General features: G+C 53.8%; 21 protein-coding genes. 14 read left to right on the top strand and 7 right to left on the bottom strand.

Features of this window, described 5'->3' with window-relative positions; genetic code table 11:
- Positions 1-29 precede the first annotated feature (29 nt).
- The 4 genes from pcaG to pcaD are packed head-to-tail and all read right to left on the bottom strand — an operon-like array spanning position 30 to position 2,523.
- A complete protein-coding gene (pcaG, locus tag GGE09_RS22290) occupies positions 30-635 on the bottom strand; it encodes a protocatechuate 3,4-dioxygenase subunit alpha (RefSeq protein ID WP_064224170.1) in 606 nt (201 codons plus the stop codon).
- 1 nt (position 636) lies between these two features.
- Positions 637-1,365 carry a protocatechuate 3,4-dioxygenase subunit beta gene (gene pcaH / locus GGE09_RS22285; RefSeq protein ID WP_064224169.1) on the bottom strand — a complete coding sequence of 243 codons (729 nt, stop codon included), beginning with the start codon at positions 1,363-1,365 and terminating at the stop codon, positions 637-639.
- Positions 1,358-1,744 carry a 4-carboxymuconolactone decarboxylase gene (gene pcaC, locus GGE09_RS22280; protein WP_064224168.1) on the bottom strand — a complete coding sequence of 129 codons (387 nt, stop codon included), beginning with the start codon at positions 1,742-1,744 and terminating at the stop codon, positions 1,358-1,360. The genes pcaH and pcaC overlap by 8 nt, the downstream gene beginning before the upstream one ends.
- On the bottom strand, positions 1,741-2,523 hold the full coding sequence (gene pcaD, locus GGE09_RS22275; RefSeq protein ID WP_064224167.1) for a 3-oxoadipate enol-lactonase: 783 nt from the start codon (positions 2,521-2,523) through the stop codon (positions 1,741-1,743). The genes pcaC and pcaD overlap by 4 nt, the downstream gene beginning before the upstream one ends.
- A 75-nt stretch (positions 2,524-2,598) precedes the next feature.
- Here pcaD and GGE09_RS22270 point away from each other — a divergent pair, with 75 nt between their 5' ends.
- Complete coding sequence (locus tag GGE09_RS22270) at positions 2,599-3,513, top strand: LysR substrate-binding domain-containing protein (protein WP_082894783.1); 915 nt, start codon at positions 2,599-2,601, stop codon at positions 3,511-3,513.
- Between the two features lie 10 nt (positions 3,514-3,523).
- On the opposite strand, the gene pcaF is transcribed toward GGE09_RS22270, so the two are convergent.
- Genes pcaF through GGE09_RS22255 form a run of 3 tightly spaced genes read right to left on the bottom strand, consistent with a single transcriptional unit; the run spans position 3,524 to position 6,135 of the window.
- On the bottom strand, positions 3,524-4,723 hold the full coding sequence (gene pcaF, locus GGE09_RS22265) for a 3-oxoadipyl-CoA thiolase (protein ID WP_064224166.1): 1,200 nt from the start codon (positions 4,721-4,723) through the stop codon (positions 3,524-3,526).
- A complete protein-coding gene (locus tag GGE09_RS22260) occupies positions 4,724-5,416 on the bottom strand; it encodes a 3-oxoacid CoA-transferase subunit B (protein WP_064224165.1) in 693 nt (230 codons plus the stop codon). It lies immediately after the preceding gene.
- Positions 5,416-6,135, bottom strand: coding sequence for a 3-oxoacid CoA-transferase subunit A (locus tag GGE09_RS22255; RefSeq protein ID WP_064224164.1), 720 nt, complete (start codon positions 6,133-6,135; stop codon positions 5,416-5,418). The genes GGE09_RS22260 and GGE09_RS22255 overlap by 1 nt, the downstream gene beginning before the upstream one ends.
- 104 nt (positions 6,136-6,239) lie before the next feature.
- Between GGE09_RS22255 and GGE09_RS22250 the strand changes: the two genes are divergently transcribed.
- The 13 genes from GGE09_RS22250 to GGE09_RS22190 all read left to right on the top strand — a co-directional run bounded on the left by GGE09_RS22250 (position 6,240) and on the right by GGE09_RS22190 (position 20,646).
- On the top strand, positions 6,240-6,998 hold the full coding sequence (locus GGE09_RS22250) for an IclR family transcriptional regulator C-terminal domain-containing protein (protein WP_064224198.1): 759 nt from the start codon (positions 6,240-6,242) through the stop codon (positions 6,996-6,998).
- 230 nt (positions 6,999-7,228) lie between these two features.
- A complete protein-coding gene (locus tag GGE09_RS22245; protein ID WP_064224163.1) occupies positions 7,229-7,408 on the top strand; it encodes an integrase core domain-containing protein in 180 nt (59 codons plus the stop codon).
- Between the two features lie 294 nt (positions 7,409-7,702).
- Positions 7,703-7,879 (top strand): hypothetical protein, encoded by a 177-nt coding sequence (locus GGE09_RS22240; protein ID WP_309748284.1) that lies wholly within the window; start codon positions 7,703-7,705, stop codon positions 7,877-7,879.
- Positions 7,880-8,287: 408 nt separating this feature from the next.
- Entirely contained in the window at positions 8,288-9,226 is a 939-nt protein-coding gene (locus tag GGE09_RS22235) for a PDR/VanB family oxidoreductase (protein ID WP_064224162.1), read from the top strand.
- Positions 9,216-10,406, top strand: a complete 1,191-nt coding sequence (locus GGE09_RS22230) for a Gfo/Idh/MocA family protein (protein ID WP_082894781.1) — start codon at positions 9,216-9,218, stop codon at positions 10,404-10,406. Before GGE09_RS22235 ends, GGE09_RS22230 begins: the two co-directional genes overlap by 11 nt.
- Complete coding sequence (locus GGE09_RS22225; RefSeq protein WP_235602398.1) at positions 10,403-11,395, top strand: ABC transporter substrate-binding protein; 993 nt, start codon at positions 10,403-10,405, stop codon at positions 11,393-11,395. Before GGE09_RS22230 ends, GGE09_RS22225 begins: the two co-directional genes overlap by 4 nt.
- Before the next feature lie 9 nt (positions 11,396-11,404).
- A complete protein-coding gene (locus GGE09_RS22220) occupies positions 11,405-11,842 on the top strand; it encodes a hypothetical protein (protein ID WP_064224161.1) in 438 nt (145 codons plus the stop codon).
- A 70-nt stretch (positions 11,843-11,912) separates the two neighbouring features.
- Entirely contained in the window at positions 11,913-13,385 is a 1,473-nt protein-coding gene (locus GGE09_RS22215; RefSeq protein WP_064224160.1) for an aldehyde dehydrogenase family protein, read from the top strand.
- A gap of 21 nt (positions 13,386-13,406) precedes the next feature.
- Positions 13,407-15,167 (top strand): thiamine pyrophosphate-binding protein, encoded by a 1,761-nt coding sequence (locus tag GGE09_RS22210; RefSeq protein WP_064224159.1) that lies wholly within the window; start codon positions 13,407-13,409, stop codon positions 15,165-15,167.
- Positions 15,168-15,265: 98 nt separating this feature from the next.
- Complete coding sequence (locus tag GGE09_RS22205; protein ID WP_309748283.1) at positions 15,266-15,793, top strand: MarR family winged helix-turn-helix transcriptional regulator; 528 nt, start codon at positions 15,266-15,268, stop codon at positions 15,791-15,793.
- 189 nt (positions 15,794-15,982) lie between these two features.
- The gene (locus tag GGE09_RS22200; RefSeq protein WP_064224158.1) at positions 15,983-16,966 is read left to right on the top strand and encodes a TAXI family TRAP transporter solute-binding subunit; all 984 of its coding nucleotides are present in this window, start codon (positions 15,983-15,985) and stop codon (positions 16,964-16,966) included.
- Positions 16,963-18,864 carry a TRAP transporter fused permease subunit gene (locus tag GGE09_RS22195; RefSeq protein ID WP_064224157.1) on the top strand — a complete coding sequence of 634 codons (1,902 nt, stop codon included), beginning with the start codon at positions 16,963-16,965 and terminating at the stop codon, positions 18,862-18,864. The genes GGE09_RS22200 and GGE09_RS22195 overlap by 4 nt, the downstream gene beginning before the upstream one ends.
- A gap of 501 nt (positions 18,865-19,365) precedes the next feature.
- On the top strand, positions 19,366-20,646 hold the full coding sequence (locus GGE09_RS22190; RefSeq protein WP_064224155.1) for a Rieske 2Fe-2S domain-containing protein: 1,281 nt from the start codon (positions 19,366-19,368) through the stop codon (positions 20,644-20,646).
- The last annotated feature ends 132 nt before the right edge of the window (positions 20,647-20,778 follow it).

Here is a 20,778-nt window from a genome sequence, read left to right as displayed (position 1 = left end):
GCACCCCATTTAATCATATCGGTGCAGGTTTAGATATCTAGAAACACGGTTTCGCCAGCGCCTTGAAGCCGAATATCAAATCTGTATTTCCCGTCGCCGGTCTTTTTGGCGATTAGCGTGTCAACGCGCGGACGTTGTTCGATCCGGTTCAAAAGTGGATCGTTGGAATTGTCCTCATCTTCGAAATAGATGCGGGTTTGCAGGCCGATGTTAATCCCCCGCGCCACAACCCAAAGCGAGATATGCGGCGCGAGTTTAACACCGCCACGCCCCGTGGTGGGGGCGGGTTTGACCGTGCGCAGTGTAAATTCACCGGAGTCCGCGTCGGCGGCAAAACGGCAGTGGCCGGTAAAGGCCGGATCCGAACCTTCTGCGCCCGCAAACAGGCCGCTCGCGTCACATTGCCAGCTTTCGATCAACGCATCGCGCATCGCCCAACCGGTGCCATCAAACACAGAGCCGACGATCTCGACAATCTCGCCTTTGGCATTGCCCTCGTCTAGAAATGGGGTGGTGCCGATTTCTTCGTCATAATAGCCAGCATTGCCTGCATAGGTCGGCATTAGGCCGATGTGAACATAAGGGCCCGCAGTTTGAGAAGCGGATTCAATCAAGGTATTTAACTTCTGGCTCATTTTACATTCCCTCCAATTTGTTTTCGAACATGGTTTGACGCCTGCCGCGCAACACGATGTCAAACTTGTACGCTAGGAAATCGAGCGGGCGCGACTTTGAGAAATCAAGCGGGGCCACAAGCCGGTCAAGTTGGCTGCGGTCTTTGATTGTTGCGGCAATCGGGCAGTGATTGATCAGCGGATCACCTTCGAAATACATCTGGGTAATCAAGCGCTGACCAAAACTATTTCCGAACACTGAGACGTGAATGTGCATGGGGCGCCAATCGTTGCCCCGATTGGGCCAAGGATAGGCTCCCGGGCGCACAGTAAGAAACTCGTAGTAGCCGTTTTCGTCCGTTATCGTCCTACCGCATCCGCCAAAGTTTGGATCAAGGGGCGCGAAATATGTATCTTTCTTGTGGCGATATCGTCCGCCCGCATTTGCCTGCCAAATCTCGACCAAAGTATGAGGCACGGGCCGACTATTTTCATCCAATACGCGCCCGCGGACCAAGATGCGTTCACCCACAGCGGGGGCCGCGCCTTTGCTCCAATTCAAAATCAGATTGTTGTCCAGCGCCCCAAGTTTGTTGTGGCCAAAGGTGGGGCCGGTTTCCTCAGAAAGGCCGCTTTCCATTGAAAGGAGCGGCAGGTTAGGGGAGCGAGAGACGCTCGTTTTATAGTCCGGGGCATGCGGTATCGGGTGAATTTCGCGGTTGCGCGGAATTAATGGGCCAAGATCAAGCATCGTTGTTTTCCTCCATTTCAACAAAAGTCTGTTTCGCGAGTTTTAGGGCGTGGTTGGCTTTGGGCACGCCCGCATAGATCGCGACATGTTGTAGTGCCTCAGCCACATCGTCTTTAGACGCTCCCGTGCGTGCGGTGGCGCGAATATGCATCGGGATTTCCTCGAAATTTCCGGTCGCCGCCAAAAGTGCGATCGTTAGCATCGAACGTTCGCGCCGGCTGATTTTGTCTGACGACCACACTGTGCCCCATGCCCCTTCGGTTATGAGGCCTTGGAAGGCTAGGTCGAATTCTGATTTTGCGGCTTCCGCACGGTCGACATGGGCATCGCCCAAAACCTCGCGGCGGGTTTTCATCCCTTGGTCGAACTTTTCGCTCATGGGGTAATCCTTTTAACAAAATTAATGAGTGCATCGACAAGTGCATCCGGCGCTTCAATCGCGGGCAAGTGCCCCGTCGTTTCAAAGGAGATCAGATCGGCGTCGGGTAGGGCAGCTGCTAGCTCCGCAACGACGTTCGGCGGAGTGGCCAAATCGTGTTGTCCTGCAAAAACCAGCGCAGGTGCCGCAATCTCACTCAGTTGTTCTGTTATGTCAGTGCCTGCAATCGCGTTACAGGTGGCAACGTATCCCGCCTGGTCAGTGCGTGCGAGCAGCGTGCGCCATAGGTTGGCCTCTGGTTTCATGAGAAACTCGGGCCCAAACCAACGCGGCAAAATGCCCTCTGCCACAGCGCGCATACCACTTTCATTGATCATCTCAATACGCGCAAGCCAATCCTCAGCGGAGCCCAGCTTTGGCGCTGTGTTGGACAATACCAACCCCAAGACCCGCTCGGGTGCCATCAAGGCGATATGCTGTGCAATCAAGCCGCCAATCGAACAGCCAACTACGACTGCGCGGTTGATGCCAACGTTGTCCATTGCGGCCAATACGTCTTTTGCCAAATCGGGAATACTGTAGCTGTCAGGCGCTGTATCTGAAAGCCCATGCCCACGCTTGTCCATCCGCAGCGTGGCCCAATCAGTGGGCAATAGGGCGCAAACCGCATCCCACATACGAAGATCGGTGCCCAGCGAATTCAGGAAAACGAGGGTGGGTCCGTCGCCATTTGATAGGCTCAGATGCATGGTGCCCCACTCTAAATCTAGTGCGTGCATTGGTTCCTCCTGATGTTAATGTGCCATAATTAAAAGCATGGAAAAAATACAAAACTATGCTAAAGGTATAATCAAATGAATATACCAAGAGATCTAAAGCTCCGTCACCTTGAGGCATTCCTCGCAATTGCGGAGACAGGAACGATTTCGGGCGCAGCGCGGGCGCAGCATGTGTCGCAACCTGCGATGTCCAAAACCTTGTCCGATCTTGAGGGGCAGCTTGGATGCCAATTATTCGAGCGTACAGGGCGACGCGCTATTCTAACAACGGGTGGTGAGGTTTTTCGCCGCCATGCAAAGGCGTCACTACAAAGCCTCGAGGCCGGGTGTCGGGTGCTTAGCGCCCCGTCGCATACGGATCTGGTCAAAGCGGGGGTGTTGCCCACTGTGGCCGGCGGATTTTTTCCTTCGGTCGCATTGGAGTTTTATGATCAGCGTCCTGACGCGCGCATTGGTGTGCTTACCGGTCCAAATCACTATCTGATCGACATGCTCCGTTCTGGGAAGATTGATCTTATGATAGGCCGCATGCCCAATTCAAAGGATATGCCAGGCTTGTCGTTTGAACACCTCTATGACGAACCTATCGAATTGGTCGCGCGCGCTGATCATCCGGCACTTGGCCTTAAACCGGTTCAGATGCTTACGGAATACCCGCTTATCCTGCCCAACCCGGGCGCCATCATTCGACAATCTGTAGATCAGTATCTGTCAGCCATGGGTCTGTCTGATCTGCGTCCGGCGCTCGAAACCGTAGCTTTACCAGTCGCACTGACAATGCTGGAACGTTCGAATATGTTGTGGTTTATCTCAAAGGGTGTCGTTGCGCGTGAGCTGAAAAACGGCAGCCTTGTCGCCATGGATTTAAAGGTCGACTATTTGTCAGGCGCAATTGGGTTGACGCGCAAGACCGGCGCTGGCCAGAACAGCTTGGCGACTCTATTGGCGGTATTGCTGCATCAGCGGGCGGCACTTAATACTGCTCGCTGATGCAATTATTCTAGACGGCTTCCAAGGCGATTGCGATACCTTGGCCGACCCCAATACACATGGTCGATAAAGATTTTTCACCAGTTCTAAGGTCCAGCATCGCTGTGCCGGTGATCCTCGCACCCGACATGCCCAACGGATGCCCCAACGCAATCGCGCCGCCGTTACGATTTACACGAGCGTCATCGTCAGCAATGCCCAGATCACGCAATGTGGCCAACCCCTGTGAGGCAAAAGCTTCGTTCAGTTCGATGACCGCAAAATCGTTCACCGTCAGACCAAGCCGTGCCATCAATTTATGCGACGCAGGCGCGGGGCCAAAACCCATGATGCGTGGCGCGACACCAGCAGAAGCGCCGCCTAATACCTTGGCGATTGGGTTCAGCCCATGCTTTTTCACCGCGTCTTCGCTGGCAAGGATGAGCGCCGCAGCGCCGTCGTTCACACCAGAGGCATTCCCGGCTGTCACGGTTCCGTCAGCCTTGACGAAGGTCTTCAGCTTTTGGAGATCTGCCAACGTGGTTGATGGCCGCGGATGTTCGTCCTCGGACACGATAATTGGGTCGCCTCTGCGCTGCGGAACGCTTACCGGTGTGATCTCTTTGGCAAAACGCCCTTGCGCTATCGCGGCGCCTGCGTTGTGCTGTGATCGCAGTGCAAAATGATCTTGATCTGCGCGGGTAATGCCAAAATCTTCGGCAACATTCTCCCCAGTTTCGGGCATGGAATCGACGCCATATAGCTTTTTCATCACTGGGTTAACGAAGCGCCAGCCAATGGTTGTGTCATGGACGGTGTTTGCGCGGGAATACGCGGTTTCTGCCTTAGGCATTACAAACGGCGCACGTGACATGGATTCGACACCGCCTGCGACGATCAATTCGGCCTCGCCTGCCTTAATGGCACGCGCCGCAGTTATCACCGCGTCCATGCCTGAGCCGCAGAGCCGGTTCATCGTCGTGCCAGGGACGCAATCCGGATAGCCTGCCAACAGCAAAGACATACGAGCGACGTTGCGGTTGTCTTCGCCCGCTTGATTGGCACAGCCAAAAATTACTTCATCAATAGCAGATAGGTCCATTTTAGGGTTGCGTTCAGCCAAAGCCTTTAGCGGAATTGCACCCAGATCGTCGGCGCGCACAGTTGACAAAGCGCCGCCATATCGGCCAATCGGTGTGCGGATGTAATCGCAGATATAAACGTCAGTCATTTACAAATCCTCAGGAACAATAAGGTCGGCAACTTCGCCATCAATGTGCAGTGTCGCACCCGTCACCGATTGCAATTGAGCTAGGGTGACCGCCGGCAATTTTTCTTTCAAAACGAATTTACCATCCGCAATGTCTATTACAGCCAGTGAGGTATAAACCCGCGTTACACATCCCACACCAGTAAGTGGGAAGGTGCAGGATTCGACTAACTTGGGCTTACCGTCTTTGGTGACATGATCGGTGACAACAGCGACCCGTTTTGCGCCATGGACCAAATCCATCGCACCGCCGACGGCAGGCACGCCCTTTGAACCGACACGCCAATTTGCCAGATCGCCGTTCTGTGCAATCTGATAGGCTCCCAAAACAGCCAAATCGAGGTGCCCGCCGCGAACCATCGCGAAACTGTCAGCATGATGAAAAAACGAAGCGCCGGGCTTTAACGTAATCGCCTTTTTCCCTGCATTGATCAGGTCCCAATCTTCCTCGCCTTCAAGCGGCGCTTTGCCAAAACCCAAAACGCCATTTTCAGTGTGATAGGTAACATCGCGACCATCGGGTTGGAACTTGGCGATCATCTCAGGGAAACCGATGCCAAGGTTCACATATGAACCGTCTTCGATGTCTTGGGCCGCGCGCCACGCAATTTGAGCGTTGGATAGGGCTACATCGGGAATGTTGAAATCAGTCATCAGTGAACCACTCCTGTGCGCACGAGCACTTCTTCTTGCTGAGGATTTGAAACCTCAACCACCGCATCGACAAAGATGCCGGGCGTTATCACTTGCTCTGGGTTTATGGTTCCAGCAGCACCCAATACGGTTACCTGCGCGATGGTCTTGTCAGCGGCCATGGCCATCAGCGGATTAAAGTTCCGCCCTGCGAGGCGATAGGTTAAGTTTCCGACAGTGTCGCCTTCTTGACCTTTGATTAAAGCGAAGTCCGCCTTTAGCCAGCGCTCTCGCACATACCTTTTTCCCTCGAATTCCTCAGTTGGCTTGCCGTTCGCGAGTTCGGTGCCAAAGGATGACGGCGTATAAAACGCAGGAATGCCCGCCCCAGCCGCACGAATGCGTTCGGCCAAAGTCCCTTGCGGCACGAGTTCTAGTTTAATATCGCCAGCAAGATACTTCTCATTAAACGCTTCTGCGTTGGAACTGCGCGGAAACGAGCAGATCATCTTGCCAACCATTCCAGCTTTGATCATGGCTGCGATGCCGATAAATCCGTTTCCGGCATTGTTGTTAATTACAGTGACATTCTTTGGGCTGCCAGTTGCACGAAAGCGGTCGATCAATGCGTGGATCAGCTCGATTGGTGCGCCAGAACCGCCGAAACCGCCGATCATGATCTGCGCGCCGTCGGGGATTTCGGAAATCGCCTTTTCCAAGTTAGGGATGGTTTTGTCCATGAAACACTCCTTTTCTTGTTGCCGATGTAGATCGTTCTGTCGCTTACGCGAAACTGTTTGTGCGCATCTTGATCTTTATTCGCCATGCGAACATAGTGATGCGCATGGCGAACAAATCTCCTGATACAATCTCCTCTTTGGCCAAAGGGCTACATGTTCTTGAATGCTTCGGTGCAGAAACGCCCAAGCTTTCGATTACAGATGTATCCAAACAATCTGGCTTGGATCGAGCTACGGCGCGGCGTTGCCTCCTTACTTTGCATTCCCAAGGCTACGCCGACTATGACGGCAAATTTTTTACGCTGACACCACGCGCTCTGCGATTGGGGTTGGGCGCTATTGCATCATTGCCTTTGCCACAACTGGTACAGCCATGGCTGGATCAACTTACCGATCAGATCGGCGAAAGCTGCTCGGTTTCTATCCTAGACGGCACCGAAATTGTCTATCTTGCACGCGCCGCGCAAAAGCGGGTGATGTCCATCGGGCTTATGCCGGGCTCCCGCCTTCCTGCCCATTGCACATCAATGGGGCGGGTGCTTTTGGCAGCTTTGCCGCGCCAAGAAGCAGAGGCAATTGTTGAAGCTTCGGACCTGACGCCACGAACCGTTCACAGCATCACAGACCCCGTCGACGTTATGGCGTGCGTGGATTTAAGCCGGGAACAACACTATGCTATCATCGACCAAGAAGTCGAAATTGGTTTGCGCTCGATCGCCGTGCCTCTTTTTGACCAGAGGAGCAATGTTGTCGCGGCATTGAACACAGGAATGGCCGCAATTCCAGAACCCGCAGAAGGATTGATTGAAACAATTCTTCCGAAGCTTCTGATGGTTCAAGCGGGGCTAAGGCGGATTCTGTAGAAATTGTTCATCAACTCCGTAAATTCCTTTTTTTTTGCACGAGCAATTCACAAACCGCACTCAGCCATGCACCTGTTGCTCCGCCCCCTAATTGAAGAGGTTCAAAAATAACGGCTCCGTTTGCGCAAGCCCCGTGAAGTTGACACACGCGCTTTGCAAGGTCTATGCCGATTATGCTAACTTCTGACATGGATGCTCTCCCTTTGAGTGATGTTTTCTGAAACATCACTGTGGCACACTACGATGCCGGTAGGTGGGGGCATCCACGCCATCAACAAAGCCGGGAAACGCTGAAATGGGTCGATTGGTACAACACCAAGCGCCTGCACAGCGCCATCGGATATGTCACGCCGCATGAAGCAGAGGAGATGTTCCATGCAACCTTGAACCCAAATGAAAAAGCAGCCTAACATTCGAACCAAACGTTCTCCGGCAAACAAGGGGCGGTTCATATTGTTTCGCTGCACCGTTACGAGGGAATGAACTCGCATATTACGGCCGGTACGAGGCGGTTGATGATCCAGAACGGAATTGGTTGGCTCATGCTAAGCCGCGCCTCACTTGCTGAAGCCCGCAACCTTTATCGATGCAGTGTAAAAACTCAATTGATAGAACCCAACTCGTTACCTGAATCTGAGTTCCTAGCTACAATCAAAGAACATCGCGAACGTGAAGTCTCCGTTTTGCATGCAAAGGATCTGCTCATGGGTACGGCCCACTGGAACGCCTCTATGGTCTCAGCCCTGATCCCTGTTCCGGAAGGGCATCGCCGCCTCCTTGGTGTCGGTGTGCACGGCCCAACCTCCCGTATCACGGACAAGGCAGAGATGATCTGCTCACGGCTGCTTGATCTGGTTGAAGAGGTGCGCGCCCAAAGCTAAGCCTTTGTGACGTCGGCGTGTAGCAATGTACAATAATTATAGGTCGTCATGCTGGTCAGCTAATTTGATTGTTGTATCAACGACGCTGAAACGGGTTCATGCTTCGATCATTCCAGAACAAGCGGCCAGACGCTAACGCCTTGGTCTAACGGGCGAGATCTCGTCACCTCACCTACGACTCCACACGGGTGGTGGCGTCGATATCCAACATTCGTACCGGCAAGAACAAAAGGAATGGGGCCTTTCGATTGCGTAAGCACCTGCAATTGTTCTTAATTTTATTCAACCTGTGCCGCCGTGCAATTCTGTTCATGTCTAATCTTGACAACAACTTAGTTATCTAATTATTTGTTCTGTGAATGGATCAAAGCCTATCAGAATTGGCGACCTAGAAAAGAGGACGGGAATATGGATGCCCTGAAGATGACCGTTGCCGAAAGGCGCCAACTGACCGAGCACATTTGTGAATTTACGCTGGCACCCGCTGACGGAGAGAAGCTCCCGTCCTTCACGGCAGGTGCCCATATAACCGTACAGACACCGTCCGGTGCGATGCGAAGATACTCGCTTGTCAATGACGGGAAAGACCCCGAAGTATACAAGATCGCCCTGAAGCGTGAAATTAATGGTCGCGGCGGATCGATGTCTATGCATGACGATGCGCAAGAGGGGACCGAGCTACAAGTTGAGGTCCCGGAAAATACCTTTGAGCTGACCGATGCGAAGAACTACCTTCTCATCGCGGGTGGTATTGGTGTCACGCCAATTTACGCTATGTCTCAGCAACTATTGCGCGAGTTTAAGCCTTTTGAGGTAATTTATTGCACAAGGGGCGAGGCCGACACAGCGTTTCTTGAAGAGATGAAATCCACGCTCGGCGACCGGCTGACACTGCACCACGATGGCGGCGATCCCGAAGCGGTTTTTGATTTCTGGGATCACTTTGAAGAACCCAAGGACATGAAAGTCTATTGCTGCGGACCGCAACCACTGATTGACGAGATCGAAGCCATTTCCGGACACTGGCCCGAAGGTCGCGTGATCTTTGAGGATTTCAAGCCTGTCGAAGTTGTGCGCGCTGATGACAAACCATTCGAGGTCAAGCTCGAGAAATCCGGCATAACGATCGAGGTCCCTGCAGATCGATCCATACTGGAAGCCCTGAGGGAAAGTGGTGTGCCGACCGTGAGTTCTTGCGAAAGCGGTACCTGCGGTACTTGCAAGACCCGGCTCGTCTCCGGGAAGGTCGATCACCGGGACATGGTGCTGATGGACGAAGAGAAAGACAGTTATGTGATGATCTGCGTTTCACGGGCCGAAGAAGGGGATCTTGTTCTTGACCTCTGAACCTATTCGCCTCGGTGTTGCCGGGCTTGGGCGGGCCTTCGTGCTGATGCTTCGAACCTTCCAAAACGATCCCCGTGTCAAGTTGGTCGCGGCCGCCGCTCCACGTTCCGAGAGCCGTGCCGCATTTGAGGCAGAGTTCGGTGGGCGCGGCTATAGCTGTGTGGAAGAGATGGCCGAAGACCCTGAGGTTGAAGCCGTGTATATTGCGACCCCGCATCAGATGCACGCCGAGCACGTTGCTATCTTTGCTGCGGCAGGCAAGCATATTCTGGTCGACAAGCCGCTCTCTGTTACGATGGAAGATGCGGACATGATGGTGGAGGCTGCGAGATCCGCGGGTGTTCATCTGATCGTCGGGCCCAGTCACAGCTTTGATCCGTCAGTTCTCCAGGCGCGGCAGATAATCGAGAGCGGTGAATTCGGTGCAGTTCGGATGGTGCAGGCGTTCAATTATACTGACTTTCTCTATCGACCGCGCCGCCCCGAAGAGCTGCGGACCGAAGAAGGCGGCGGGGTTCTGTTCAGCCAAGGCGTTCATCAGATTGATATCGTTAGGCTGCTCTGTGGTGGCCGCGCGAAGAATGTGACGGCAATGACCGGTGTATGGGATAGGGAGCGCCCGACAGAGGGCGCGTATTCTGCCTTGATGGATTTCGAAGGTGGCAGCTTTGCGTCATTGACCTATTCGGGATACGCGCACTTCGACAGCGATATCTGGATGGACAATGTGGCCGAACTTGGAGGCATGAAAGATCCCGCGAAATATGGCGAAGCGCGCCGTGCGCTGCAGACGCTCGACTCAGCGGCAGAGACAAAGCTGAAGGCCACCCGCACATATGGAGCGGGTACCGTGCCGCCAACAGCTCAGAATAACGAACATTTTGGGCCGATCCTTATTCTGTGTGACCGTGCCGATCTGAGATTGCGCCCGGGCGGTATCGACATTTTTGGCGACACAGAGCGGAAGCACATCGAAGTACCGCTTAACGCCGCGCCACGTAAAACCGTAATCGATGCCCTTGAGGCCGCTGTCAGGAAAAATATAGCGCCGCCACAAACCGCAGCGTGGGGCAGGGCGAGTCTGGAAGTTTGCCATGCGATCCTAAGCTCGGCTGAAACAGGCAAAAAAATACCGCTCGCAAGGCAATGCGGCGTAAAATTTCAGGAGGAAACACTTTGACCAACCTTTCCCTTTCCCTCGCAATGGGCAACTATGACAGAACACGCGCCATTGTGGACGGCACAGTCAAGATTGATGGCGTCGATCCGGTGCCGATGCTTCTTTCGCCCGAAGAAATGTTCTTCCGTGCTTTCCGGCATCAGGCGTTCGACATCTCCGAGTTGTCACTGTCATCCTATTCAATATCGGTAGCGCGCGGTGATCCGCACTATGTCGCTGTCCCTGTGTTTCTGAGCCGTGCATTCCGCCATACGTCCGTCTACATCCGGACCGACCGAGGAATTGACCGTCCCGAGGACTTGAAAGGGCGCAAGATCGGAATCGCGGAATACCAGCTTTCCGCAAATGTCTGGGTGCGCGGCATTCTTGAAGAACACTTCGGGGTGAAGCCTTCCGATATTGAGTGGGTTCGTGGCGGCATGGACACTCCAGGTCGCCCCGAGAAGATCAAGGTCGATTTGCCCGATGACGTTCGCGTAACGCTTGCCCCCGAAGGCTCGACACTTAACCAGATGTTAGCAGACGGGGAAATCGACGGTTTCATCGGCCCGCGTTGGCCGCGCTGTTTTTCAGAGGGTCATCCGCATGTGGGGCGGCTCTTTTCTGACAGTATCGGAGCGGCAGAGGACTATTTCCGCGAAACTCAGATCTTTCCTATCATGCACGTTCTAGGAGTGCGGCGTAGTTTGGCTGAAGAACATCCTTGGCTGCCGGGCGCATTGGTAAAAGGCTTCACACAGTCAAAGGCCGCTGCGCAGGAGGCGTTGAATGACACGTCGGCCACCAAAGTGACAATGCCCTTTGTGGAGGACACGTTAAACCGCGTGCGCGCGGTTATGGGTCCCGATCTTTGGTCTTACGGCGTGGCCCCTAACACCCATGTGCTGGATAAGTTTCTGCAGTATCACCACGATCAGGGCCTATCGCCCCAGCGTGTTTCGGTCGAGGATCTGTTCCACCCGTCAACCTACGAAGCATATAGTCTGTAAGGAAGTGAAATGACCGATTTGACCCCAGGAGAAGTGGTCGAGATCGAGGTCGGCCAGAGGAAGGCCTATGCCCAGATCACGCACTACCATTCGAGCTATCCCCCTGTTGTACGCGTCTTGGATGGCCTACTTGACGAAAGGCCATCTGACATTGGCGCGCTGGTAGCGGGAAAGACGCAGTTCATAGCGATGATCCCGCTCGGTACGGCCTTGAAGCGCGCGGGCGCTTCTTTCGAGATCGTCGGGAATTTCGAAGTTCCGGCTGTTCACCAAGACTTTCCGACCTTTCGCATGCCGATACGGGATAAGAAGGGCGAGATTATCTATTGGTGGCTGTGGGATGGGCGCGGTTTGAGCTATGATGTCGAATTGACAGAAGCACAAGACGCCCTGCCATTGCGCGAGGTCATGACGGGGAAGCGTTTCCTCGAGCTCGTCGCGGCCTGAAACCATCCGCATGGTTTGTCCCTGTAGAGCAGGCCATTTGAAAATCGCTTAAACTGGGAGGGTGTGTGCAATGACACAACCGGAATTGGACAAGGTGTTGCCGCGTCGCACTGATATTTATGCTGGTGGCACATGGCAGGCCCCTATCGCGGGCAGCTATGTCGACACCTTGAATCCGGCAACAGGGAAAGTTCTGGCATCGGTTGCAGAGGCCAGTGCACAGGATGCGGATGCCGTTGTTAAGAGGGCCCAGAAGGGCTTTTTGGAATGGCGCGACGTTGTCCCGCTTGAACGCGCCCGTATCCTTAAAGAAGTAGCCACGCTACTACGACTTCACGGTGACGAACTAGCCATGATCGATGCGGCCAACTGCGGAAACCCTTATACCGAGATGCTTGGCGATGCCGCGATTGCTGCGGCGCAAATGGATTTCTTTGCGGGTCTCGTGACCGAAATGAAAGGTGACACGATCCCGATGGGCCCTGATCGTGTGAATATGACAACCCGCGAACCGCTGGGCGTCGTCGCACGCATCCTTGCTTTCAACCACCCGTTCCTGTTCTGCGGAGGAAAGATGGCAGCGCCGCTGGCCGCAGGTAACGCGGTGATTATCAAGCCTCCTGTGCAGGCACCGCTTTCGGCGTTGAGACTGGCAGAGCTGGTCGATGGCTTGTTTCCCGAGGGGGTATTCAGCGTATTGCCCGGTGGCACGGAGGCGGGTGCCGCGCTGGCCGAACATCCGGACGTGGCAAAAGTCACCTTGATCGGATCAGTGGCCGCAGGTCAGGCTGTAATGCGAAGTGCATCGGACACACTTAAACCGGTCCTGTTGGAACTTGGTGGGAAAAACGCGTTGATCGCCTATCCCGACAGTGACCCAAACAAGATTGCTGATGCGATTGTCGCTGGCATGAATTTTGGTTGGTGCGGGCAATCCTGCGGATCGACCAGCCGCGCCTTCCTGCATGATGATCTACATGATGCTGTCGTTTCGCAATTGCCCGCGAAAATAGCGCGTTACCAACCCGGCATTCCAACAGATCCCGCGACGACGATGGGGGCACTGGTATCCCAAACGCATTTTAATCGTGTGATGGAATTTATTGAAAGTGCCAAATCCGAAGGTGCGCACGCCGTGACCGGAGGGCATGCAGTGACCGATGGCGCGCTGGCAGACGGGTGTTTCATAGCGCCCACGATTTTTGCCGACGTAACGCCACAAATGCGGATCGCGCGGGAAGAAATTTTTGGCCCTGTGCTCGCCGTTCGGCGGTGGAGTGACGAGACCGAGATGCTTGAAGAGGTCAACGGCCTTGATGTCGGCCTGACCTGTGCGATCTGGAGCCGCGATCTGGCGAAAGCGCATCGCGCGGCAAATCGCGTTGAGGCCGGGTTCGTCTGGATCAACGAGGTTGGCAAACACTTCCTCGGTGCGCCGTTTGGCGGCGTAAAACAATCCGGCATTGGCCGGGAAGAAGGTATTGGCGAACTGCTTTCCTTTACCCACGAAAAGAACATTCACATCAACCTGTCCGGCCAATAGGCAGGATAGTTGGAGACAGCAATGAACGATGATCTAGACCGCCCAATTCCCAGCGAAATCACAGAGCTTTTCGGCAGCGATGCCATTGCTGAGATGCTGCGCAAGCTCGACACGCCCTATGTGGCGCTCAATCCTGGGTCGAGCTTTCGAGGACTACATGACAGCCTCGTCAACTACCTGGGCAATCGCGATCCGCAGATGCTGTTATGCCTGCACGAGGAACACGCCGTTGCCATTGCGCATGGTTGGGCCAAAGTTACGGGCACACCATTGGCCGTGATCCTGCATGCCAATGTCGGTGTAATGCACGCTTCTATGGCCGTGTATAATGCGTGGTGCGACCGCGTGCCGATGCTGATTTTCGGCGCGACGGGTCCGGTGGATGCCGCCAAGCGCAGGCCTTGGATTGACTGGATACATACGTCGCGCGATCAGGCTGCGATCATACGGCCCTATGTGAAATGGGATGACCAGCCCGCATCGCTGGAGGCGTCATTATCTTCGATGTTGCGGTCTTCGATAATTACACAGACGGCACCCAATGCGCCAACCTATGTCTGTTTTGACGTGTCCGTTCAAGAAGAGCCAATTGACAAAATGCCGGAGTTCCCGGCGCCAGAGCGCCATGCCGCACCCCGAATGGTGCAATTCTCCGAATCCGATGCACGTTCGGTTTTAGATTTGCTGGAAACATCAGAAAAACCGGTCTTCTTGATGGGGCGGGTGTCGCGCGATCAGGCAGATTGGGACCGGCGCGTCGCGCTCGCGGAGCATTTCGGGGCCCGTGTTGTCACTGATATCAAGACCGCCGCAGCATTTCCAACATGCCATCCACTGCATTTTGGTGCACCGGGCTACTTTGTGTCGCAGGATGCTGCGCAGCGTATCGGTCAAGCCGATCTGGTTGTCAGCTTCGATTGGGTTGATCTTGGTGGAACATTGCAACAGGCCGATGTCGACCTTGAGCGCACTAAAGTTGTAAATATCTCGCTCGATTCCCTGCTGACCAATGGCTGGTCGCTGGACCACCAGTCGCTCTCACCTTCGGACTTTACCATGTTGGCGGACCCCGACGAAGCGATCCGTGCAATCTGTCTGGCAGCGGGGCTTTCAGATATGGCTGTTGGGAAAATGGCAATCGAGGCACCGGCGCGTCCCGATCATCATCCGGATGCTCAGATATCCATCGACTCTCTTTCTGATGTTTTGGCCGACGCGTTGAGCGAGGAAACCGCGAGCTTTTTACGCCTCACACTGAGCTGGAACGGCTCGAAATGTGATTTCCGCGGCCCTCTGGATTATCTCGGATATGATGGCGGCGCAGGCATCGGTTCAGGGCCTGGAATGGCTGTTGGATCCGCCCTCGCGTTTAAAGATTCCGATCGCCTGCCGGTCGCTGTCTTGGGGGATGGCGATTTCATGATGGGGGCAACCGCAATCTGGACGGCAGCACATCACAAAGTTCCGTTGCTCATAGTCGTCGCGAACAACCGGTCTTATTTCAATGATGAGGTGCATCAGGAGCGCGTCGCAATTGATCGGAGCCGGCCCGTAGAAAACAAACATGTCGGGCAGGCAATCGGCGAGCCGGACATCGATATCGCCGCGATTGCAGCAGCGCAAGGAGCCAAGGCCTTCGGGCCGGTGAAGACGATCGGGGAGCTAAACACAACACTCGCAGAGGCGATCCGTGCCGCGCAAGAAGGAAAAACCGTTGTTGTCGATGCAAGAGTGACGCCTGGCTATAGCGACGACATGACCGACGGGATGACCAACAACTGATTTGAGTAATTCTCCCGTTTGGCGTATTCATCGCGAATAACATAGAATGCATGCAACGTTGGGTCGCAGGCAAAAATCGCGAACCCGGAGATGCACAAGTGACAGAATTACCCCCTGAAGGTAGCATTCCGCATTCGGCCGGACAGTCGGAAGAGCGAATTGCGCGGTTGGTTCGACTTGCTGCGCGCGCTTTCAACCGGTCTTTACAGATGCGGTTAAACACCGAGGGCGTGACGTTCGGCCAGTGGATATTTTTACGAATATTGTGGAGCCACGATGGCCTTTCACAGCGTGAACTGAGCGACAAGGCACACTTGACCGAGCCAACCGCGCATTCCGCATTGCGTCGCATGGAAGAGCTTGGCTTTATTGTTCGCCGGAACGTTGGCAGCAACAAGAGACGCCAACATGCCTTTCTGACCGAGAAGGGCTGGGATTTGCGCGATCGTTTAGAGCCAATGGCTGTTGAAACCAACGAATTTGCCATTGAAGGGCTCAAGGATGATGAGGTTACGATCCTGCGCCGTGCATTGAGCAAAATGATTCGAAACCTTGAACATGATGAAAAGGTTGGCGCTTCCCGAGGCCTAAAGATTCCCTCTACGCGTTCGCGCAACGGCCTTTGATCTGAATCCCCAGAAAAATTCTGTGTGCAGTCGATATTTTCGATTTTTGTTAAAAAATAAGATATCTAAGTAGTTGACAGCGGCGCGATTTGATTAAATCATAGACGTCTAAGTATGTAGTCGGTCCGCCGACCGCTGAAAAAACGTTTTGACGGTTTTTGCCGCAAAGCAAACTGGGAGGAAGACCTAATGAGACTGACTGCACTGGCGGCTGCTATTAGCATCGCTGCAACAACGACTTTCGCCGTCGCGGAACCTGTGAATCTTACTTTGTCCGGTGGTAACCCCGGCGGGCTATGGTCGCTTCTCGGCGCTGGTATTGACCGCGCGACCAAAGTTGATGATTCATCTTCTGTCGTGACATATCAGGCGACTGGTGGTGGTTTTGCGAACATCGGTCTGCTTGGCACCAACCGTTCGGACCTTGGTTTGGTACATGACGCAGAAGCAAAAATCGCACTGGACGGCGGTGAGCCGTTCCAAGCACCCGTTGAGAACATGCGCGCCATTGGCTACATGTACAACTGGGCACCAATGCATTTCTTCCTCGAGCGCTCGGTTGCTGAAAAATACAACATTGACAGTCTTGACGATATCGCGACCAGCGGGGCAGCGGTGCGGATCGGGATCAACCGGTCCGGCAACATTACGTCAAACATAGCCCTGCATATGCTAGAATCGGTTGGTGTAACCGAGGAGTCACTTAGCAACGCAGGCGGACAATTTGTTCGCGCCGGAGCGAACGAGCAGGCCGATTTGATTCAGGACGGGCGCCTGGATATGATCACAAACGGAATTTTCATTAACCACTCTTCCTTCAGAGCTGTGAACGAAAACAGTGATGTTGTTTTGCTGGCGGTTCCTGCGGAGGTTATCGCCGCGACGAATGAAGCATTCGGGACAGGTACAATGGTCATTCCTGCTGGCAGCTATCCTAATCAAGCTGGCGATCTTGAAACTGTTACCCTCGGAGCACTTCTGGTCACCACAGATGCAATGGACGACGCGACCGCAGGTTCTCTGGCAAGCTCGCTGCTTAACCACATGGATGAAATTCGCGCCGTACACGGAGCCATGAAAGCGCTGTCACCAGAACTTCTTGCAAAGCCGAGCGTTCTTGAATTCCACCCAGCTGCAGCTGCAGTCTATAAAGAAGCAGGTTTGATCGAGTGATAGGTTCTCTTGTAGCCACCGGCCGCAGGCGTACGCTTGCGGCTGGTTCGCAGCGCACCCTGATTATTGCCTCAACAATCTTTGCGGGTTGGGTCGTATACGCGAATTTGTTCACAATTTCCGACCCTCTTATTCTGGGCATTCTTTTTGTCAGCGGAATTTACACAATCTTGTTTGTCGCGATCGGTGCAACACCTAACGCGCCGAACAAAGTGCCCTTCTATGATTGGATTTTCACGCTACTCAGTATCTCGTGCGGTATCTTTTTCTTCTTAAATGCCGGGGCAATTTCGGACCGCATTAGCTTGCTCAATCCGTTCACGCCGGCACAGCTTTTCTTCGGAAGTGCTTTGTTATTCCTGACGCTGGAAGTGACGCGCAGAACCACAGGTCTGGGTTTGACGGGCGTTGTCGTCCTGTTCTTGCTATACAACCAGTTCGGATCTTACCTTCCGCCACCATTCGGACACGGCATATCTGAATATACTTATCTTCTTGATATTCTGGTGTTTACTACAGACGGAGTTTTCGGCGTTCCGATTCAGGTTGTGGCCAGCTATGTCTTTTTGTTCGTAATGTTCGGTACTTTTTTGTCGAAATCAGGCGGCGGAGAGTTTTTCTTTAACCTCGCCTCATTGGTCACCGGAAAATCGAGGGGTGGTCCAGCAAAGATTGCGGTTCTTTCTTCGGGTCTTTACGGAACAATGTCGGGAAGCCCGACTTCGGACGTGGTCGCGACCGGTTCGATTACCATTCCCGTGATGAAACGCCTTGGTTACAGTGCTCGTTTTGCAGGCGCGGTAGAAGTTGCGGCATCTACAGGCGGTAGCGCGATGCCACCGATTATGGGATCAGCGGCATTCATTCTCGCCGAATATACCACAGTCCCTTACAAAGAAGTTGTGCTAGCTGCGTTGTTTCCCGCCTTGCTTTATTACCTAGGCGTTTTTCTTCAGGTTCACTTCAGGGCCGTTAAGGAAGACCTCAGACCGTCCGATGGCGAAATTCCGACAGCTGCTGAAACGTTCGGGACAGGTTGGGTATTTCTCATACCTATCTTCGGGATAGTAGCAGCCCTTGTTGCAGGTTATTCGCCCACATTCACTGCGGGTGTTGGAGTATTGGCGGCAGTCATAGCCTCTGGCCTTCTGAAAGCCACGCGGCTTTCGCCATGGCAGATCGTAGAGGGGCTTGGCGAAACTACGCTTCGAATTCTTCCAGTGGCCGGTGCATGTGCCGCTGCAGGTTTGGTGATTGGTGGTTTATCGATGACCGGATTAGGTATGAAGTCAGCTAACGTGATCCTGACAGTCAGTGGAGGGCAGGCGGCTTTGACGTTGATAATTGCCGCCATTGTGACGATCATCTTGGGTTTGGGAATGCCGACTCCAAGTGCTTACATTCTTGCAGCAGTACTGGTTGGTCCCGCGCTGGCTAAGCTCGGATATCCGATTCTTCAAAGCCACATGTTCTTGCTCTACTACGCAATTATGTCTGCACTTACGCCACCGATTGCGGTTGCAGCGCTGGCAGCGGCCGCAATTGCCGATACAGATCCGTTCAAGATTGCATTTTCGGCAGTTAGGCTCGCAGCCATCGGGTTTCTTATGCCATTTGCGTTCATCTGGAATCCCGGGTTGCTTTTGCTAGGTGATTTCACGACGAACACTGTGGCTTTGATCGGTGGTTTGTTTGCTACTGCAGCAATAGCGATTTCGATCGAGGGCTATATCGGCGTAGCACTAAGTCCGGTGGAGCGGATTATCCTGGTGCTTGCTGCCATTGCCGCGGTTTTGCCAAGCATACCACTGGCGTTTGCAGGTATTGCCGTGATTATCGCGATGGCTGTGCGCTACGTCGTGCTGCTTCGCAAGCAGGACCCCGTAAACCTGTCGTGAACCACAAAAGAATGGCAGGGCGCACCCTGTGCCTTGCCGTTCCAATTCGCGATTGGCCAGAACAAAAATGACCTCGTTAGACAATGGAGATAGCCGTGCCAGCAAAGAGTAAAATCACTAACGGCAAACAGGCTAGAGATGAATCAGACCTCGTAGAGATGCGCTCGATGCCTGTTTTCTGGAAAAGGTGGGCGGTGAGCATGCTCGCGGTCTATCCTCCGCTGGTATGCTTGGTGCTTGCCTCCAGATACGTGCTCAATTCAACGCCTGTGGTCCTTTCATTGTTCATCATCGCGACTTGCCTGACGGGCCTGACTACCGGTCTGATATTGCCATTCCTGAACCGTCAGCTTCACGACTGGCTATATCAATAAGGCTTTGCCCAACTATAATTACAGAAATTTAAAATTTCTGTAATTATAGTTCTCAGCTTGACATATAAACTTAGATAGCTAAGTAATTAATCAAACTAATGTAGTCACTTTTGCTAAGGAGGAACTTATGCTTACTCACGAAGAAAACGAGCTTCTTACACGTGTTGAAAACGATGCTCCCATGGCGCAGCTCATGCGTCAACACTGGACACCGGTGTGCCTTGTCGAAGAAGTCGATACACCCGACGGCAATCCTTTGCGTGTGGAGGTACTCGGCGAAACTTACGTTGCTTTCAGAGATACAAAAGGTCGCCTTGGGATGCTCGATGAGCTTTGCCCGCACCGCAAAGCCTCTCTCGTGTACGGACGCAACGAAGATTGCGGGCTTCGTTGCTTGTATCACGGCTGGAAGATGGACGTTGATGGCAATGTTGTCGCTATGTCGTCGGAGCCCGAAGGCAGCCCGTTGATGGACAAGGTCAAGGCGCGCGCCTACCCGTTACGTGAATGGGGTGGTTTTGTCTGGGCATGGCTGGGCGAAAAAGACGACATGCCAGAATTCCAACCGCCTGCATTCGCACCGGAGGAGGATACACCGGTTGCGGTACTCAAGATCCGTGTTCCTGCAAACTGGGCCCAAATCCACGAAGGTCAGATTGATTCTGCCCACTCTTCCTCTTTGCACTCGTCCACAATGAAGCCCGCCCGGGTCGAAAGTGCGTCGGCAGATGACAAGGCTTGGTACCGTCCCTCGACGGACAAGTCACCGCGCATGCAGACCGAAACGACGAGCTATGGTTTCCACTACGCCGCGATCCGCAAACCAATCAAGAATGCCAAGACGCACAACTATCTCCGGATCACCGAGTTCATCGCGCCTTACTACTCACTGATTCCGCCAAACAACAATTACAAAGTGGCCAGCGTGATCGTGCCAATTAATGACGACGAAACCGCATTTCACTTTCTGGCATTTGGTGGCCCCAATGTACCATCGAATGCCGAATGGCGCGCGTTTAACCACGCGGTTCCAGGTAAGGATGTGGACAAGAAGTGGCAGACCAAGCGGACACTCGAAAATGACTTCATGCAAGACCGTGAGTTGATGAAAGAGGGCCATTTCACAGGTGTTCCCGGTATTCCGAACGAAGATATCATCATGTGGGTGTCCATGGGCAGCCGGGTACAGCGTTCTACCGATACACTTGGCGCGTCCGACCTGGCGATTGTCGAGTTTCGCCGCTTGATGGCAGATGCCGCGCAGAAAGTGGCAGATGGCGGCAAGGCGATCGGAACGGAGTCCGAAATCCCGCAGGGGCAAATTGCGTCCCACGAAGGTGTTCATCCGAAAGAAGTCGATTGGCGTACACTTGTTTCTTCCCCGTCGGCAGATCAAGCCGCCGAGTAAGCTGTGTTTTCTAGGCCAAACTGCGCACCGACCTGTCAAAGGTGGGTGCGCAATTTGTTTGCACTTGCGGAATGGCCAACCGATTTCAGCGAGTCTAGCTTAGACAGGCCGCTAAAGAATTGAAGGGCAGCC

The sequence above is a fragment of the Roseobacter sp. N2S genome (assembly GCF_031454055.1).
Classification (GTDB): Bacteria; Pseudomonadota; Alphaproteobacteria; order Rhodobacterales; family Rhodobacteraceae; genus Amylibacter.
The sequence above is the reverse complement of the archived record's forward strand: the minus strand, read 5'-3'. Positions and strand labels throughout refer to the sequence as shown.

What these genes read in the sequence shown, in the direction of transcription:
- pcaG (WP_064224170.1), bottom strand. Translation starts at nt 635, where the DNA reads ATGAGCCAGAAGTTAAATACCTTGATTGAATCCGCTTCTCAAACTGCG.
- pcaH (WP_064224169.1), bottom strand. Translation starts at nt 1,365, where the DNA reads ATGCTTGATCTTGGCCCATTAATTCCGCGCAACCGCGAAATTCACCCG.
- pcaC (WP_064224168.1), bottom strand. Translation starts at nt 1,744, where the DNA reads ATGAGCGAAAAGTTCGACCAAGGGATGAAAACCCGCCGCGAGGTTTTG.
- pcaD (WP_064224167.1), bottom strand. Translation starts at nt 2,523, where the DNA reads ATGCACGCACTAGATTTAGAGTGGGGCACCATGCATCTGAGCCTATCA.
- GGE09_RS22270 (WP_082894783.1), top strand. Translation starts at nt 2,599, where the DNA reads ATGAATATACCAAGAGATCTAAAGCTCCGTCACCTTGAGGCATTCCTC.
- pcaF (WP_064224166.1), bottom strand. Translation starts at nt 4,723, where the DNA reads ATGACTGACGTTTATATCTGCGATTACATCCGCACACCGATTGGCCGA.
- GGE09_RS22260 (WP_064224165.1), bottom strand. Translation starts at nt 5,416, where the DNA reads ATGACTGATTTCAACATTCCCGATGTAGCCCTATCCAACGCTCAAATT.
- GGE09_RS22255 (WP_064224164.1), bottom strand. Translation starts at nt 6,135, where the DNA reads ATGGACAAAACCATCCCTAACTTGGAAAAGGCGATTTCCGAAATCCCC.
- GGE09_RS22250 (WP_064224198.1), top strand. Translation starts at nt 6,240, where the DNA reads ATGGCGAACAAATCTCCTGATACAATCTCCTCTTTGGCCAAAGGGCTA.
- GGE09_RS22240 (WP_309748284.1), top strand. Translation starts at nt 7,703, where the DNA reads ATGGGTACGGCCCACTGGAACGCCTCTATGGTCTCAGCCCTGATCCCT.
- GGE09_RS22235 (WP_064224162.1), top strand. Translation starts at nt 8,288, where the DNA reads ATGGATGCCCTGAAGATGACCGTTGCCGAAAGGCGCCAACTGACCGAG.
- GGE09_RS22220 (WP_064224161.1), top strand. Translation starts at nt 11,405, where the DNA reads ATGACCGATTTGACCCCAGGAGAAGTGGTCGAGATCGAGGTCGGCCAG.
- GGE09_RS22215 (WP_064224160.1), top strand. Translation starts at nt 11,913, where the DNA reads ATGACACAACCGGAATTGGACAAGGTGTTGCCGCGTCGCACTGATATT.
- GGE09_RS22210 (WP_064224159.1), top strand. Translation starts at nt 13,407, where the DNA reads ATGAACGATGATCTAGACCGCCCAATTCCCAGCGAAATCACAGAGCTT.
- GGE09_RS22200 (WP_064224158.1), top strand. Translation starts at nt 15,983, where the DNA reads ATGAGACTGACTGCACTGGCGGCTGCTATTAGCATCGCTGCAACAACG.
- GGE09_RS22190 (WP_064224155.1), top strand. Translation starts at nt 19,366, where the DNA reads ATGCTTACTCACGAAGAAAACGAGCTTCTTACACGTGTTGAAAACGAT.